We start from the raw sequence: 15,537 nt of genomic DNA on the forward strand, positions 1-15,537 counted from the left end.
CGACCGGTTGCCCCCGGCTGTTCCCGAGCCGGGCCGGGGGCAGCCGCCGGTCAGCTGGTGATGTAGTTGGACAGCTGTTCACGCTCGAACTCGAGTTCGCCGATCCGGGACTTGACCACGTCCCCGATGCTGACCAGGCCGGCAAGGTTGCCGTCGACAACGACCGGGACGTGCCGGATCCGGCGGTCGGTCATCATCCGCATCAGATTGTCGATCAGGTCGTTCGGTGTGCAGGTGTGCACCTCGGACGTCATGATCGCGCTCACCCGGACGTCGCCGGCGTCCGGCGTACCGTTCCAGAGCCGGACGATGTCGCGCTCGGAGACGATCCCGGCCACCGACGAACCGTCCACACTGACCACCACCGCGCCGATGTTGTGTTCGGCCAGGAGGGCGAGCAGTTCGGTGACAGTGGCTTCTGGGGAGATGGTGACGACCTGGTTGCCCTTGCCGCGCAATATGTCGTTGATCTTCACGGAGCCTCCTGCAGATCGAAGGACCAATACCCCAAGGTAACGGCAATCCCCCGATCACCCCCGGTGACAACGACGGACAACCGCTCCGGCCCGAGCGCGTTTAGCGGTTTGAACGCTCAAAGGCTGGCTCTCCGGGGCACCGCTACTTAGGGTGACACCAAGTCGTGGGCGAGGGGGGATCGCACACGGCACGCAACAAGGGGCTGGACCGGTCGTGCGGGCGGTGGTGAGGGGGGACCTCCCGCACGACCGGTTCAGCTTTCGTCGCGGAGCAGCTCGATGGCCGCCTGCCGGTCCTTGACCCGCAGCTTGCGCAGGACGGTGGAGATGTGGACGCGGACCGTCGTCGGCGACAGGAACAGCCGCTTGGCCACCTCGTCGGTGGACAGGCCTTCGCCGAGCAGGCCCATCACCTCCCACTCGCGGGACGTCAGCAGGGCCGCCTTGGACCGCCGGGCCGTGCGCCGCCGGCCCGGCTCGCGGAACTCGTCGAGGATCCGCGCGACCAGCGACCGCGGGATCGCCGCCTCACCGGACAGCACACCGCGCAGCGCCTCGGGCAGCCGGGCGGGATCGGTGTCCTTGAGCAGGTAGCCGGACGCACCGGCGCGGAGCGAGTCGAACAGGTCGTTGTCGTCGCGGGACACGGTCAGCATCACGATCGCGACGTCCGGCAGCAGCCGGGAGATCTCGGCCGCGGCCCGGATCCCGCCGCCGGGCATGTGGATGTCGAGCAGTACGACGTCCGGCCGGTGCTCCTCGGCCAGCCGGACCGCTTGCGGCCCGGTGCCCGCCTCGGCGCAGACGTCGAAACCGCCTACCTCGAGGGCCTGCCGGATGTGCGCGCGCAGCTGCGGGTGGTCGTCGGCCATCACCACCCGGCGCGCTTCCCCAGTCACCACCTGACCACCACCGTTGTTCCCTCGTCCGGCCGAGTCGTCAGTACGAAGGTACCGGGCAGCGCCTCCGCGCGCTCCCGCATGCTGATCAGCCCGAACCCGGTCTGCCGCTCGGTCGCGTCGAACCCGGGCCCGTCGTCGGCGATCCGCAGCATGCTCCCGTCGCCGTCCCGGGCCAGCTCGACCCTGATCCGGTCCACCTTGCCGTGCCGTACGGCGTTCAGCACGGCCTCGCGGGCGATCCGCACCAGCGCGTGCCGCTGCGGGCGGTCCACCACGATCGACTCGTCCAGCGCGAGGTCGAGCGTCACGCCGTACCGCTGGGCCAGCTGCTCGACGGCGCGGTGCAGGACGAACCCGAGCGGCTCGTCGTCCGAACGGCCGAGCGCCTCGAGCATCTGCCGCGCCTCGTCCAGCGCGCGATCGCTGGCGCCGAGGATCCGGTCCACCTTCGGGCCGTCGAAGGTGGAGATCTCCGAGCGGATGTAGCCGAGCTCCTGGAGTACGCCGTCGTGCATCTCGCGGGCGAGCCTTCTTCTGTCCTCGACCACAGCGACTTCCGCCTGGAGTGCCCAGTGCCTGCTGATCTCACGGCTCGCTGCGATGAGCAGGAGCAGGTACGACGCGGTCCGCAGTACGTCACCCGAGTACAGCCAGTCGGGGCGTTGCGGTGGGAACACGAGGTAGTTCAACCGCGCGAAAGCGCCTACTGCGCACGCAGGGCCCAGCCAGCGCAGAAGGACGTCGTCGCGGCTACGGGCCTGCATGGTGAACGCCACGGCCGCTACTGCGAAGAAGGCGAGCGTCAGGAGCTGTGGGACCAGGAGCGCGTCGGACGTGGCTGCTGAGGCTGCGGGTAGCGAGTCCTTCCGCCAGTACAGGAGCACGCCGAGCAGCAGCATGCCGGCAACCGCGGGCGCCAGCGCCCAGTGCCGCCAGACGCGACGCCGTGCCTGCCTGTCCGGTACCAGGGCGGACACGGCGATCAGCAACGTGCCGACGATCCGCAGACACGGCGGGAGCCAGCTGCCGAACGGGCCGACCGGTTCGCTCTTCATCAGCGTGATGCTCAGCAGGGCGTTCGCAGTACCGAGAACGACGAGTCCCTGAAGTAGCAGAAGATCCTGCCAGGTCTTGGTACGCCGGAAACGCCCGTAGACCAGGTACGCCAGCAGCATCGCCACGCACGCGTTGACGGTCTCCAGTACGAGGTGCGCGGCCGGGCTCTGGTACCCGAACTGGCGCTCCCACTTCCCCACGACCAGCGCCAATGCGGCGAGGCAGGCGACGAGGACCGCGAGCGCCACGCTGCCACGCGCCGCCCAGAAGCCTCCAACCACCCGCTGACGTCTCACAATCACAGACCGTACGCCAGGCCCGCCCCCGGCCGCACGCGGTCGTCGCGGAAGCCACTGTCGCCGTTTGGGCGCACCACGGTCCGGTAGGCTCCTCGGGTTCGGGAGAGGGGTGGACGGGGTGGGGTTCCGGCAGGATCTGGCCGTACTGCGGCATCGCGGCGTACGGCTGTTCGTGTCCGCGCGGTTCATCTCGATCCTCGGGTCGTCGATCGCCCCGGTGGCGCTGGTGTTCGCCGTACTCGACGTGTCCGACTCCGCGAGCGCGGTCGGCACCGTACTCGCGGCCCGGAGCATCCCGAACATCGTGTTCCTGCTGATCGGCGGCGTGATCGCGGACCGGTTGCCGCGGCACCTCGTCCTCGTCACGGCGAACACGATCAGCGGACTCACCCAGGGGCTCGCGGCGGCGCTCGTACTGTCCGGGCACGCGACGATCTGGCAGCTCGCGTCGATCGAAGCGGTGAACGGGATCGCGTCGGCGTTCGTGATGCCCGCGATGACCGGCATCCTGCCGTCGATCGTGGACCGCGCCGAACTCCCGCAGGCGAACGCGATCGCCGGCTTCGCCCGCTCCGCCGCGATGATCGGCGGTGGCGCGGTCGCCGGCGTCATCGTCGGCCTGACCAGCCCCGGCATCGGGCTGGCGGTCGACGGCCTGACGTTCCTGATCGGGGCCTTCCTGCTGTCCAGGTTGACGATCCCGCGGATCGAGCGCGCGGCCAGTTCGGTGCTGAGCGACCTGCGCGAGGGCTGGCACGAGTTCGCGTCCCGCCAGTGGGTGTGGGCGATCGTACTCGCGTTCGCACTGCTCAACCTGATCTACACGGCCTGCTACCAGGTCCTCGGACCGGTGATCGCGGACAAGACCTTCGGCCGTACCGGCTGGGGTCTGGTCAGCGCCTGCTTCGGCGCCGGACTCGTTGCCAGCGGCATCATCATGCTCCGGCTCAAACCCCGCCACCCATTGCGCACCGGGATGCTGGGCATGCTCCTGACCGTCCCGATCATGCTGTGCCTGGCCCTGCTACCGCAGCTGTGGGCGGTCGCGATCGCGGCCTTCGTACTCGGTGTCGGCTTCGACATCTTCGGCATCAGCTGGGAAACGGCCCTCGGCCAGCACGTCCCGATCGACAAACTGTCCCGCGTCTCGTCGTACGACATGCTCGGCTCCTTCATCGCCGGCCCGGTCGGCCAACTCACCGTCGGATACGTCGCGGTCGCGATCAGCGCCAAGGCCGTCGAGCTGTACGGCGCGGCCCTCTTCATCGTCATCACCGTACTGACACTCGTCGTCCCCTCCGTCTGGAACCTGCGTAGGCTGGACACGTGAGCTCAATCGTCCCGGGACCCAAGAAGAAGCTCGAGGAAGAAATCACCGCGGCCCGCTCCGGCGCCAAACCCCTCGACGCGAGCACCCTCAACCCGTCGGCCCCACGTCACGAAGAACTGACCGGCCTGGACGACTGGCCCGACGCCCTCCGGCTGGCGGTCGAAGCCGAACACACCCGCCTCACCGCCCTCGAAACCAACCGCCGCAAAACCGCCGACCGCGCAGTCCCCGCGGTAGTCGAGTCCCTCGACACCCTCCTCACCAACATCACCGCCCACCTAGGCAAACCCAGCCTCTTCGGCAAACCCACCCCCACCACAGCCGACCCAGAGATCGCCGGCTTCCTAGGCATCCCGACCGAAGACCTCGGCGCCCCGCCCAGCCGCGGCGATCACCGCACCGCCGTTCGCACCCTCAAACAACTCCGATCCAACCTGAAGGACCTGGCAAACTCCGCCGACCACGACCGACTGACCCGCCTGTCAACCTTCACCATCCGCCTGGCAGTAGCCGTAGAAGCCGCCCCCGACTCAACCGCCACCCTCACGCCCCTCGCCCTCTCCCGCTACGCCCAAGCCCTCCCAGACCCCCAATGGAACAAAACCTTCGAGCAAAAACTGACCACCTGGAAACAAACCCTCACCCCCTGAAGGGCACCGCTCCACGGCGCCAGCCCCTTCGGCGCTGTGCGCAGAAGGCGATCCCGGGGCCGAGGTCAATCGCGCCGGTTGCTGTAGTCACGCAACTCGCATGACAACACGCCGATTCGCGCCGGCTGCAACAACGTCCTCGCGATCGCGACCGCCTCGAGAGCGCACAACCTCCAGCGCCCACGTACCCAAGATCCAGGGCAACTCGTCACCGCCTCACGCCACCGGCGTCCAGGCCAACATCGTTGATCAGAGCAACCGCTTCAGTCATCCCGTATCTCTCCCGGAGAACGGCAAGGAATCCATCGACGCTCATCGGCGGCTTCTTCAAGCGCGCAGTAAGCGTTGTAACCGCCTCAAGTGCGAGCTCCGGAGCCACCGCGACGGTGTTCGCGGCGAACTCGCTTGGAGAGAGAACCTCGATCCCCCGCGGCACCTTCGCCGCCGGAAAGTGCTTGAGGTTGCTGGTCACAATCGCACCCGCATGACCTGCGACCGCCGCGGCGATCACATGCTCGTCGTCCGGATCCGGCAGCCCGAAGGTACCTTCGTACGGCTCCCAATTCTGGACCTCGGCGTCATCGAAGTTGCTCCGCATCATCTCGATGAGGTGAGCAGTGCGCGCCTCCGCCTCTTCCTGCGACGCACCGAATTTGACGACCAGCTTGTCGACCTCGCAGTACTGCAGCTCATCGAGAATCGCGCTGCTCCACAGCGGCCTGTAGAGGTTCACAACGGCCAGGCTGAGCAGGAAATCCCGCTGCTTGCTGGGCCACAGCACGCAGGTGTCGAGGAGAGCGGCGAACATCGTCCAATACTGTCAGAGATTGTTTGCTGACCGTCTGTGCTCGGCACGCTGTCGCCTGACCCTTGCGAGTCTTTCATTCACCACTGCCGGATCCTCGTCCTCGGCGACATCAACAGCGGTATCGGCGATTGCCTGGTACTGCCGCGTCCGTCGGAGATCGCGATACTTCAGCGCATCTCTCAGCAGAACCTTCCGGCGATTTCCGATCCGCTCGGAGGGGAGCTCGCCGGCGTCGATCAGCCGAACCACTGTCGGCCGACTGACCCCGAGCAGATCCGCGACTTGCTGAGTGGTCAGCTTCGGCGTCGTCGGCGAGATGGTCACGGCACGGCCGGCCTGTAGCGCCGTCACGGCCTGCACCAGCACCCTGTGCAGTGCCTCCGGAACCTCGATCTGCTCGTGCTCGTCAGCACCTACCAGAAGATAGCGCCGCTCGGGGCGCTCACCCACCTTGCTGTGATGAGCCTCGAGGAAGCTGGCGACAGCCGCCATCTGCTCCTGCTCCTCCGGCAGATAGGTCTGCGACTCGAGCAACTCAGCAGCCACGACGACCTCCAAACGAACGATACGAAGCCACTTTCGAAACGTTCGAATAGTCTCTCACTCTCTCATCGAGCCCGCAAGCTCGCAAGCCTGCACCCGACGATCGTGTCGAAACGCATCCGCCGAGCACGCCTCCACGGCGGCCATCCAGAACCGCGACGCCGGTGGTCAGTGCGCGGGAGTCGAGTCGTGGATTGTGGCTCTTGCCGACGGCGTGTCGCCAGCCAAATTCCACGACTCGCCGCCCGATGCTCGTCGGCGCACACCGTCAAAGGTGGTCAAGAGACAGTCGCCGCGGAGCGGTGTCCTTTGGGGCCGGCTGTCGCGCGGGTCAGCCTTTGATGGCGCCGCCTAGGGCGAAGGCGCCGCCTAGTTTGCGGCTCAGGAGGAGGTAGAGGAGGAGTACGGGGGTGGTGTAGATGAGGGAGTATGCCGCCAGCTGGCCGTAGTTGGGTTCGCCGTACTGGCCGAAGAAGGTGAAGATGCTGACCGACGCCGGCAACCGTTCCGGGGAGAGCAGCAGCATGAAGGGGACGAAGAAGTTGCCCCACATGCCGATGAACGTGAAGATCAGTACGACCGCGATCCCCGGCCACATCAACGGCAGGACGATCGCCCACAGCGCCCGCATGTTCCCGGCACCGTCCACCCAGGCGGCTTCCTCGAGCGAGAGCGGTACGCCGTCCATGAACGTCTTGGTCAGCCAGATCGCGAAAGGCAACGCCGAAGTCGCCATGAACATGATGGTGCCACCAATGGTGTCCACCAGGTTCAGCTGTACGAACAACCCGTAGACCGGCACCATCACCGCGGTGATCGGCAACCCGGTGCAGAACAGTACGGTCAACAGGAACGGCCGGTTGAACCGAGTACGGAACCGCGACAGCGGATAAGCCGCCAGCACAGCACAGATCATGGTGAGCAGGGCGGATCCACCACACAGGATGATCCCGTTCAGCACCGGACGGTACGTCGTGTCCGTGTTGAGTACCGCCTTGAAGTTCCCCAGCGTCGGATGCGTCGGGAACTCGACCCGCAACCCGGCCGTCCGGTTGATCGACGCGAACAGCACCCAGAGCAGCGGCAGCACGAACATCACGCCGATGGCCAGCAGGATCAGGTTCGACGTCACCTTGCTAAATCGGTCGCGCGCAATCACGCTGCCTCCGAGTTGAGTCCACGCAGGTAGATCAGCGAGAACACCGCGCCGATCGCCAGCATCACCAGCGCGATCGCCGTACCGTAGCCGATCTGGGAGAAGCTGAACGCCTGCTCGTACATGTACAGCGGCAACGTCTGGCTCTTCGTACCAGGCCCGCCGCGGGTCATCGCGTAGATCAGGCCGAACACGCTCAGCGTCTGCAGCGTGATCAGCATCAGGTTGGTCATGATCGCTCGGGTGATCATCGGGATCGTCACGAAGATGAGCCGCCGCCACCCGCCGGCGCCGTCCATCTCGGCGGATTCCTCGATCTCGCGCGGGATCTCGCTCAGCGCGGCGGAGTACACCAGCATCGAGAACGCCGTACCGCGCCAGATGTTGGCCACCGACACCGCGATGATCGGTGCCCCGTACAGCCAGTCCTGACCGGGCAGGCCGACCCAGTGCAGCATCACGTTCAGCGTGCCGTCGTCGTTGAAGAACGCGCTCAGCAGGTACGCCGCGACCACCTCGGGCAGCACCCACGCGCCGATCACCGCCGTACCGACGAAGTTGCGGACGACCTTCGTCGACCTGCGCATCAGCAGGGCGAGACCGAGGCCGAGGGTGTTCTGGCCGATGATCGCGGAGATCAGCGTGAACACCAGCGTCAGCCAGATCGAGTTCGTGAACGCGCCGCTGGAGAACGCCTTACGGAAGTTGTCCAGGCCGACGAACTTCACGTTCGCGGCGCCGGTCCCGGTGAGCGCCATGTTCGTGAACGCGGCGTACACGCAGTACAGGATCGGGCCGGCCAGGAAGACCAGCATCAGTCCGATGGCCGGCGACAGCGGCAGCATCCGGACGAGTTTGGCCCCCCGCGGCCGCCGGCTGGGTGTACCAGTGGCGGCCGTGGAGGGAGCGACTGTCGTCGTCACAGGGGAGAATCCTCCGAACTACTGGCCAGTGCTCTTGGTCGTCGTACTGTCCTTGCCGCCGACGATGCCCTCAACCGCCTGGTCGTAGTTCTTCGCGGCGTCGTCCGGCGAGGACTGCCCGGTCATCACCGATTCCATCGCGGTGATGATCTCGTTCGACACCTTCGGGTACTCCGGCAGCGCCGGCCGGTAGACCGTCACCGACACCAGGTCGGTGAAGAACTGCGTGCTGGCCGAGGAGGACTTGTACGCCGCGTCCGAGGCGACGTCCTTGCGTACGGCGATCTGCGCGCCGTCGGTGGCGTACTTCGCCGCGTTCTTCTGCGTCTGCAGGGTCTTGATGAAGTCCCAGGCCGCGTCGGGGTTCTTCGACTTGGCCGGGATCGCCCAGGTCCAACCACCGGAGAGGCTGACCTTGCCCTTGCCGCTACCGTCCTGCGTGGGCATCGCGGTCTGGCCGAGCACGGTGCTCCACTGCGGCCACGGCTTCGCACCGGACTTCAGCCAGTTGCCGTAGATCCAGGAGCCGTCCAGGTCGATCGCGAGCTTCTGCTGGGGCAGCAGTTCGGTGCCGACCTTGCTGCCCATGTTCGGGCTGAGCGCGTCCTTCGGCGACGGCGCAAGGCCCTCGGAGAAGACGGTCTTGACGAAGTTCAGCGCGTCCTTGAAGCCCTGACTGCCGACGACCCACTTCTTCTGGTCGTAGTTGTACAGCGTGTCCTTCGTGCCGTACAGCAGCATCTCGAAGCCCTGCATGGCCGAGGCCTCACCCATCGGTTTGCCGGAGTACATGTTGAACGGGATCACGCCCGGCACCTTCTGCTTGATCGTGCGCGCCGCGCTGAGCACGTCGTCCCACGACTTCGGCTTCCAGTCGGCCGGCAGGCCGGCCTTGGCGAAGATCTGTTTGTTGTACCAAAGGGCCCTGGTGTCGGTGCCGTCCGGAATGCCGTACGTCTTGCCGTCCTGGCCGCGCGCCGCACCCTTGGCGGTGTCCTCGAACTGGCTCCACTGGTCCCAGTTCTTGATGTAGTCGTCGAGCGGCTTCAGGTACCCCGCGGTGATGTCGGAGTTGATCAGGAAGGTGTCCTCGTAGACGATGTCCGGCGCGGTGTTCGGCGACCGCATCATCAACTGGATCTTGGTGTAGTAGTCGTTCTCGCTGGCAACGACCGGAACGATCTCGACCTGGGATCCCGGGTGCGCGGACTCGTACTCGGACTTGACGCCGGTGAGGAAGTTCTTCATCACCACGCCCGGACCCCACTGCTGGTACGCGATCTTGATGTGCGCGGGACCGGAGCTCTGCGAGCTGCCGGCGTCGGGCTGCTTCGTCGTCGAGCCCTGGCTACAGGCCGAGACCGCCAGCAGCAGTGCGGCACCTAGTGCGGCCGCCGCTTGGAAACGTTTCCTCTTCACCATCACGTCCACCTTCGGGCAATCGTTGTCATCCCGGTACCACGGCCCAAATCCTGCGGGCTTTCCCGTGACCGTAGGAGGCTCCGGCAAGCGAAGTCAATGCTTGACAGACAACGTTGTCGCCCCAGTAGCGCAGTAACGCGGTGACCGGCAGGTAACGATCCGATCACCGCGTTGTCATACCCCTACTTTGTCAGGCTGCCAGCGCTGACGCCTCGTGGCGGGCGTGTACGGCGCGTCCCCGGCCGCGTAGTGCGCCGAGTCCGCAGAGGAGTACGCCAGCGAGCAGCCAGCAGCTCAGTACGACGAGTGGCCGGCCGGCGCCGTTGCCGTCGAAGAAGCTCACCGAACGTAGCGCAGTACCGGCTGCTCCTGGTGGCAGGAACTGCCCGAGCGTGCCCCAGCCGCTCGGCAACATCTCGGGCGCACTCGTCATCCCGGACAGCGGGTTGCCGAGCAGCATCATCACGGCGCCACCGAGCGCGAGCCCCGCCGTACCGATCAGCCACTCGAGGCCGAGCAGGGTCAGGCTGATCGCGCCGATCGACATCGCGATCACGCCCGCGTTGCCGAGGTAGCTGCCCTCGAACGAGCCGAGCCAGTACTGCAGTACGGCGGCCAGCGCGAGCCCACCGGTGATCGCGAAGGTGACCGCACCGATCATCCGCTTCGATCCGGACCGCACCAACTGGGTCAGCGCAGCGGCGGCGATGATCCCACCGAGGACCAGCGGCAACGCTCCGGCGGCCAGGCCCGCGCCGCGCGGGTCGTCCTTCGGCAGTGGGACGATGTCGGTCACCTTCGCCGCGCCGTCCGGGTGCATCCGGCCGGCGAGCTGGGTGAGGATCTGCGCGACCGCCGGCCCGCCGGCCGATGCGGTCAGTACCTCGGGCTGCCCCGTGTCGAGCACGATCGCGCCGTACGCGTCCCGGTCCTTGATCCGCTGCACCGCCGCCTGCCGATCCGGTACGGCGGTGATCGCGAAACCGCCCGGCAACGCCTGGTCGAGCGCGGTCCGCACCTGCGCGACGGCCGGCGCCGGACCGGACACCGCGAGCGGGACGTCCCGCGGTGCGGAGCGCGCGGACGGGCAGGCGAACGCGATCAGCAACACCGTGAGGACCGCGGTCAGCAGCGTGACGACGGCGATCAGGGGCGGCCGGCGACGTTCGGCCGCGTGCGCCTCAGTGGTCATGGCGAACACTCCCTCGAGTGAAAACCGAATGATCGTTCTTTATCGTTTCGATGGTGGCAACGGGTGCGCCGACTTGTCAAGAACGGACATTCGTTTTATGTTGCGGGCGTGCCGAAGGTCACCGAGGAGCACCGCCTGGCCCGCCGCGAGCAGATCGTCGCGGCGGCGCGCGCCTGTATGAACGCGGAGGGCTTCCACAAGACGACGATGGCCGATGTGATCCGCGAGTCCGGTCTGTCCGCGGGCGCCGTCTACGGCTACTTCAAGAGCAAGGAGGAGATCGTCGCGGCGATCGCCGAGGACGCGCTCGGCACGGTCGACGAGCTCTTCGAGGACCTGCTCGCGTCCGAGCAGCCGCTGACCCCTCTGGCCGCGCTCGAGGCCACGATCGACCATGTGGTGCTGGTCGCCCAACGACCGGGCGGCGACGTGACCCGGGTCGCGGTGCAGGCCTGGGCCGAGGCCCTGCGCAACGAGGCGATCCGCGAGGTCGCGAAGGGCAAGTACTGCCTGCTCCGCGACCGCTTCCTGGCCATCGCCCGGCGCGCGCAGGCCGACGGCACGCTCGACCCGGACGTCGATCCCGAGCACGTCGCGCAGGTCATGTTCAGCATGATCCCCGGCTTCGTCCTGCAACGACTGCTGATCGGCGACGTCACCCCGGCGACCTACAAGGCGGGGCTGCGAGCACTCCTGCGTTCGTGAGTCTGCAGCTCGACAGGAGGTGTGCACCGGCGGGGTAGTGCACCTGAGCGTGATCGCTCCCGCGCGTACGTCGTCTCGCTGGTGCACTACCTGTCGAGGTGCTGAGCGTCCAGGTGGACTTTCGTCCACCTGAGGTGGCGGTCCAGCACCCTCGGCGGGCACGGCGTACGTCCGTAGCGTCGGCGGCATGAGGAAACGTGCGCGGGAAGCAGTCGACGGGACCGGGTACTCGGTCGTCTTGCAGGATGTACGACGGGTCTACGGCCGTGGCGGGAACGCCGTCATCGCCCTGGACGGGATCTCGATGAAGTTCGCGCCTGGAACGTTCACCGCGGTGATGGGGCCGTCCGGGTCGGGCAAGAGTACGTTCCTGCACTGCGCCGCGGGGCTCGACCGCCCGACGTCCGGCAGCGTGCACATCGACGGGTTGCCGCTGGCCGGGCTGAGTGAGCGCAAGCTGACCGAGCTGCGGCGGGAGCGGATCGGGTTCGTGTTCCAGTCCTTCAACCTGCTGCCGACGCTGAACGTCTGGCAGAACGTCTGCCTCCCGCAGGAACTCGACGGTCGCCGCGCGAACAAGGCTGCCGTACGGCAGGTCCTGGAGCGCGTGGGCCTCGGCGACCGGTACAAGCACCGCCCTGGCGAGTTGTCCGGCGGCCAGCAGCAGCGCGTCGCGATCGCCCGCGCCCTGGTCGCCCGTCCCGCCGTCATCTTCGCCGACGAGCCGACCGGTGCGCTCGACACCCAGACCGCTGCCGACGTTCTCGAACTGCTCCGCGAACCCGTACGGACCCAGGGCCAAACGGTCGTCATGGTCACCCACGATCCGGTCGCCGCCTCGTACGCCGACCAGGTCGTCTTCCTCGCCGACGGCGTGCTGGCCGGCAGCCTGACCGCGCCGACCGCCGAACAGGTCGCCGACCGGATGACCCACCTCGGTGCGCGATCCAAGCTGCAGGCGGTGGCGGGATGATGCGCCTGGCCCTTCGCACCTTGCGCTACCGCAAGAGCGGCTTCCTCGCCACGTTCGTCGCGGTCGTCTTCGGTACGGCGATCGTGATGGCCTGTGGTGGCCTGATGGAAACCGGCATCCGGTCCAACGTAGAGCCTCAGCGCCTGGCAGCGGCCTCGCTGGTCGTCACCGGCAAGCAGTCGCATCTTCGCCCCGGCGCCGAGGATGCCACTCCCCTCCCCGAACGAGTAGGCGTCCCCACCACTCTGCTGGCCAAAATCCGGTCCACCCAAGGCGTGACCTCCGCGGTCGGCGACTACACCTTCACCGCAATCGGCCCGTCAGTTGCCGAGGGCCACAACTGGTCCTCGGCCGTCCTCGGCTCGTACCACCTCAGTTCCGGGCACACGCCGCGGCCCGGCCAGGTAGTGGTTTCGTCGGGCAAGGTAGGACAGCACCTCACCTTCCTCATCAACGGGGAGCCGAGGGCCTTCACCGTCAGCGGAGTCGCCAACGGCCCAGCGGCACACGCGTTCTTCAACGACCGCGACGCCGCACGCCTCGTACAGAATCCGGAGCGCTTCGCCGACATCGGCGTACAAGTTGCCCCCGGCACCGATCTGGATGCGGTGAAGAAGGAATTGGAGAAGCTCGGCAACCTGACGGTCCGTGCCGGTGTGGACCGCGGCCTGGCCGAGCACCCGGACGCCGAGTCCCACCGTACGGCGCTCATCTCGATCGCGGGTTCGTTCGGGGGCATCGCCACCATGACGATGATGTTCGTCGTCGCCTCCACCCTCGCCCTCGCCGCTCAGCACCGGGAGCGCGAGTTCGCCCTGCTCCGCGGTATCGGCACGACCCCCGGCCAGGTCCGCCGAATGATCCTCGGCGAAGCCCTCCTCGTCTCCCTCCCCGCCGTAGCCCTAGGCGCAGTCCCCGGCTTCTTCCTGGGCCGGTTCCTCTTCGACCAACTGGCCTCCCACGGCGTGGCCTCCCCCGTGGTCGAGTTCTACCAAGGCCTGATCCCCTTCGCGGCCGGCGCCGGCGCAGCAGTACTCGCGGCCATCGGCGCCGCCCTGATCGCCGCCCGCAAGTCGGCCAAGATCCGCCCGGTAGAAGCCCTTGCTGAGGCTTCCCTGCAGCGCAAGTGGTTCAGCTGGATCCGCCTGTTCTTCGGCCTGGCGGCGCTCGGCGGCGGCCTGGCCTTGCTGATCGTCACAGCAACAGTCATGAGCGGCCCACTAGCCGCGGCCACCGCAGGCCCCTCCGTACTCTGCTGGGCCATCGGCGTAGCCCTGCTGGGTCCGTTCTGGACGAAGCTGGTCCTAGCGTTCTGGCGTTGGCCAGTACAGGCCCTCACCCGAGTCAACGGCCGCCTGGCGATCCGCAACCTCTCTGCACGATCCGTAGCCCTGTCAGCAGCCGTCACCCCTGTCATGCTCGCCGTAGGCATCTCCACCGCCAACCTGTACATGCAGACCACCCAGGTCCATGCCTCCTCCACAGCGTTCACCCGCGACCTCAGAGCAGACGCAGTACTGGTCTCAGATGCCGGCCTGTCCTCGAAGCTCCTCGACCAGGTACGGGCAACCCCAGGCGTAGCAAGCGCCTCGGCGTACGTACGAAGCATGGGAGCGGTGGACGACCCTCGCAACGCCCCCTTCGACGAGGACGGCGCCCCGGTGGTCGGCGTTGACGCTCAAGGCACGAACGGTACGGCGCCCGTACGGCTGACCGCCGGCTCGCTCACCGGCCTGTCCGGCCTGACCGCCGCGATCCCGGAAAGCATGGCCGCCAAGACGAACCGCGGTGTCGGCTCCGACATCACCATGACCCTCGGCGACGGAACCACCGTCAAACTGAAGGTCGTAGCAACCTTCTCAGCCGAACGCGGCTACGAAACGATCATGCTCCCCGCCACCCTCGTCGCCGCCCACACAACCGACGGCCTCACCAAACAGCTCCTGGTCCGAGCCGCGCCGAACGCCGACGTACGCCCGGCCCTCGCGAAACTCGCGGCCGCCCACCCCGGCGTCCAGGTCGCAGACCGCAACGCCCTCGTCGCAACGAACGTCGAGGACCTGCAAACCCAGGCCTGGGTGAACTACATGCTGGTAGGAATGCTCATCGCCTACACCGCGGTCTCGGTCGTCAACACGCTGGTCTCGACCACGCTCCGCCGCCGCCGCGAGTTCGCCCTCCAACGGCTGACGGGCTCCACACGCTTCCAGGTGCTCCGCATGCTCATCACCGAAAGCACTCTGGTCACCCTCACCGGCATCACGCTCGGTACGGCCGTAGCTCTTGCCTGCCTTCTCCCGTACTCCTCCAAGGTCTCCGGCAGTGCCGTCCCCACCGGTCCGATCTCGATCTACCTGGCCATCGCCGCGGCAGCAGCCGCTCTGACCTTCCTGTCCACGCTGATCCCCGCAACCACCGCTCTACGCCACTCCCCCACCCAACCGACCCACACCGACTAGTGCGCAGGTGTCGGCTCGGGGGTGGGTTGGAGGGCGATGGTGGTCGCCTGGATGATGACGGCGTTCGTGCGGATCCAGGTGGAGAGCACTACCTGCAGGTCCTCGAGGTCGCGTTCCTCGAGGATGACGCCGGGGACGGGGACACTGGCGCCGAGTTCGGCCAGCACCGGGCGGAGGTGCTGGTCGGCCAGGAGTTTGTGGCTCGGGGCGGCGGAGACCGTCACCGGGACGACCACGGAGCCGGCCAGCGCCGCGGGCGGAAGTACGTCCAGGAAGCTCTTCAACAGCCCTGTGTAGCTGCCCTTGTAGACGGGGGTCGCGACGACGATCACCGAGGCGGACGACACCAGGTCGACAGCGCTCGCCAGTTCCTCGCTGCCGGCCTGATCCGCGTGGAAGATCGCCGGCGCGAACGTCACCAGGTCGATCAGTTCGTCGATCCGGTACGGCGTACCGAGCTCGGAGGCGAGCAGTTCCGCGACGGAAGCAGCGGCGGCGGCCGTCCGTGAACCGGCGCGCGGGTTACCGACCACGGTGACCACGGACTGCGGCCACACCGGCCCGTCCGGTACGACCTGCGACTCGAACGCGACTGACGCCATGACCCATCTCCTGAACCCTTGGAAGCAACTACCGTCGAGGG

Annotated in this window: 15 protein-coding genes; 5 read left to right on the forward strand and 10 right to left on the reverse strand. The window is 67.3% G+C overall.

Going from position 1 to position 15,537, the window contains the following annotated elements:
• Window positions 1-50: 50 nt before the first annotated feature.
• From ACZ5BU_RS00960 to ACZ5BU_RS00970, 3 genes are all read right to left on the reverse strand, one after another.
• The gene (locus ACZ5BU_RS00960) at window positions 51-476 is read right to left on the reverse strand and encodes a CBS domain-containing protein (protein WP_465694531.1); all 426 of its coding nucleotides are present in this window, start codon (window positions 474-476) and stop codon (window positions 51-53) included.
• A gap of 254 nt (window positions 477-730) precedes the next feature.
• Window positions 731-1,378, reverse strand: coding sequence for a response regulator (locus ACZ5BU_RS00965; RefSeq protein ID WP_465694532.1), 648 nt, complete (start codon window positions 1,376-1,378; stop codon window positions 731-733).
• Window positions 1,372-2,730: a sensor histidine kinase gene (locus tag ACZ5BU_RS00970; RefSeq protein WP_465694533.1), complete on the reverse strand. Its 1,359-nt coding sequence runs from the start codon at window positions 2,728-2,730 to the stop codon at window positions 1,372-1,374. The genes ACZ5BU_RS00965 and ACZ5BU_RS00970 overlap by 7 nt, the downstream gene beginning before the upstream one ends.
• 121 nt (window positions 2,731-2,851) lie before the next feature.
• Between ACZ5BU_RS00970 and ACZ5BU_RS00975 the strand changes: the two genes are divergently transcribed.
• Together ACZ5BU_RS00975 and ACZ5BU_RS00980 are read left to right on the forward strand one after the other, a co-directional pair.
• Complete coding sequence (locus ACZ5BU_RS00975; RefSeq protein WP_465694535.1) at window positions 2,852-4,063, forward strand: MFS transporter; 1,212 nt, start codon at window positions 2,852-2,854, stop codon at window positions 4,061-4,063.
• A complete protein-coding gene (locus ACZ5BU_RS00980; RefSeq protein WP_465694536.1) occupies window positions 4,060-4,713 on the forward strand; it encodes a hypothetical protein in 654 nt (217 codons plus the stop codon). Before ACZ5BU_RS00975 ends, ACZ5BU_RS00980 begins: the two co-directional genes overlap by 4 nt.
• Before the next feature lie 208 nt (window positions 4,714-4,921).
• Here ACZ5BU_RS00980 and ACZ5BU_RS00985 read toward each other — a convergent pair whose 3' ends face one another.
• The 6 genes from ACZ5BU_RS00985 to ACZ5BU_RS01010 form a co-directional block, all read right to left on the reverse strand.
• On the reverse strand, window positions 4,922-5,521 hold the full coding sequence (locus tag ACZ5BU_RS00985) for a PIN domain-containing protein (protein WP_465694537.1): 600 nt from the start codon (window positions 5,519-5,521) through the stop codon (window positions 4,922-4,924).
• A 12-nt stretch (window positions 5,522-5,533) separates the two neighbouring features.
• Entirely contained in the window at window positions 5,534-6,067 is a 534-nt protein-coding gene (locus tag ACZ5BU_RS00990; RefSeq protein WP_465694538.1) for a helix-turn-helix domain-containing protein, read from the reverse strand.
• A gap of 328 nt (window positions 6,068-6,395) precedes the next feature.
• Window positions 6,396-7,223 (reverse strand): carbohydrate ABC transporter permease, encoded by an 828-nt coding sequence (locus tag ACZ5BU_RS00995; protein ID WP_465694539.1) that lies wholly within the window; start codon window positions 7,221-7,223, stop codon window positions 6,396-6,398.
• Entirely contained in the window at window positions 7,220-8,065 is an 846-nt protein-coding gene (locus ACZ5BU_RS01000) for a carbohydrate ABC transporter permease (protein WP_465694541.1), read from the reverse strand. The genes ACZ5BU_RS00995 and ACZ5BU_RS01000 overlap by 4 nt, the downstream gene beginning before the upstream one ends.
• Window positions 8,066-8,161: 96 nt before the next feature.
• A complete protein-coding gene (locus tag ACZ5BU_RS01005) occupies window positions 8,162-9,565 on the reverse strand; it encodes an extracellular solute-binding protein (protein WP_465694542.1) in 1,404 nt (467 codons plus the stop codon).
• A gap of 190 nt (window positions 9,566-9,755) precedes the next feature.
• Window positions 9,756-10,757: an ABC transporter permease gene (locus ACZ5BU_RS01010; protein WP_465694544.1), complete on the reverse strand. Its 1,002-nt coding sequence runs from the start codon at window positions 10,755-10,757 to the stop codon at window positions 9,756-9,758.
• Window positions 10,758-10,865: 108 nt separating this feature from the next.
• On the opposite strand from ACZ5BU_RS01010, the gene ACZ5BU_RS01015 reads away from it, so the two are divergent.
• The 3 genes from ACZ5BU_RS01015 (at window position 10,866) to ACZ5BU_RS01025 (ending at window position 14,894) form a co-directional block, all read left to right on the forward strand.
• Window positions 10,866-11,462: a TetR/AcrR family transcriptional regulator gene (locus tag ACZ5BU_RS01015; RefSeq protein ID WP_465694545.1), complete on the forward strand. Its 597-nt coding sequence runs from the start codon at window positions 10,866-10,868 to the stop codon at window positions 11,460-11,462.
• A gap of 187 nt (window positions 11,463-11,649) precedes the next feature.
• Window positions 11,650-12,435, forward strand: a complete 786-nt coding sequence (locus ACZ5BU_RS01020) for an ABC transporter ATP-binding protein (protein ID WP_465694546.1) — start codon at window positions 11,650-11,652, stop codon at window positions 12,433-12,435.
• Window positions 12,432-14,894, forward strand: coding sequence for an ABC transporter permease (locus ACZ5BU_RS01025; protein ID WP_465694548.1), 2,463 nt, complete (start codon window positions 12,432-12,434; stop codon window positions 14,892-14,894). The genes ACZ5BU_RS01020 and ACZ5BU_RS01025 overlap by 4 nt, the downstream gene beginning before the upstream one ends.
• Here the strand turns inward: ACZ5BU_RS01025 and ACZ5BU_RS01030 are convergent.
• A complete protein-coding gene (locus ACZ5BU_RS01030; protein WP_465694549.1) occupies window positions 14,891-15,496 on the reverse strand; it encodes an NADPH-dependent FMN reductase in 606 nt (201 codons plus the stop codon). The two genes, ACZ5BU_RS01025 and ACZ5BU_RS01030, sit on opposite strands and share 4 nt — an antisense overlap.
• Window positions 15,497-15,537: the final 41 nt, after the last annotated feature.

This window comes from Kribbella sp. NPDC031520, from assembly GCF_055580825.1.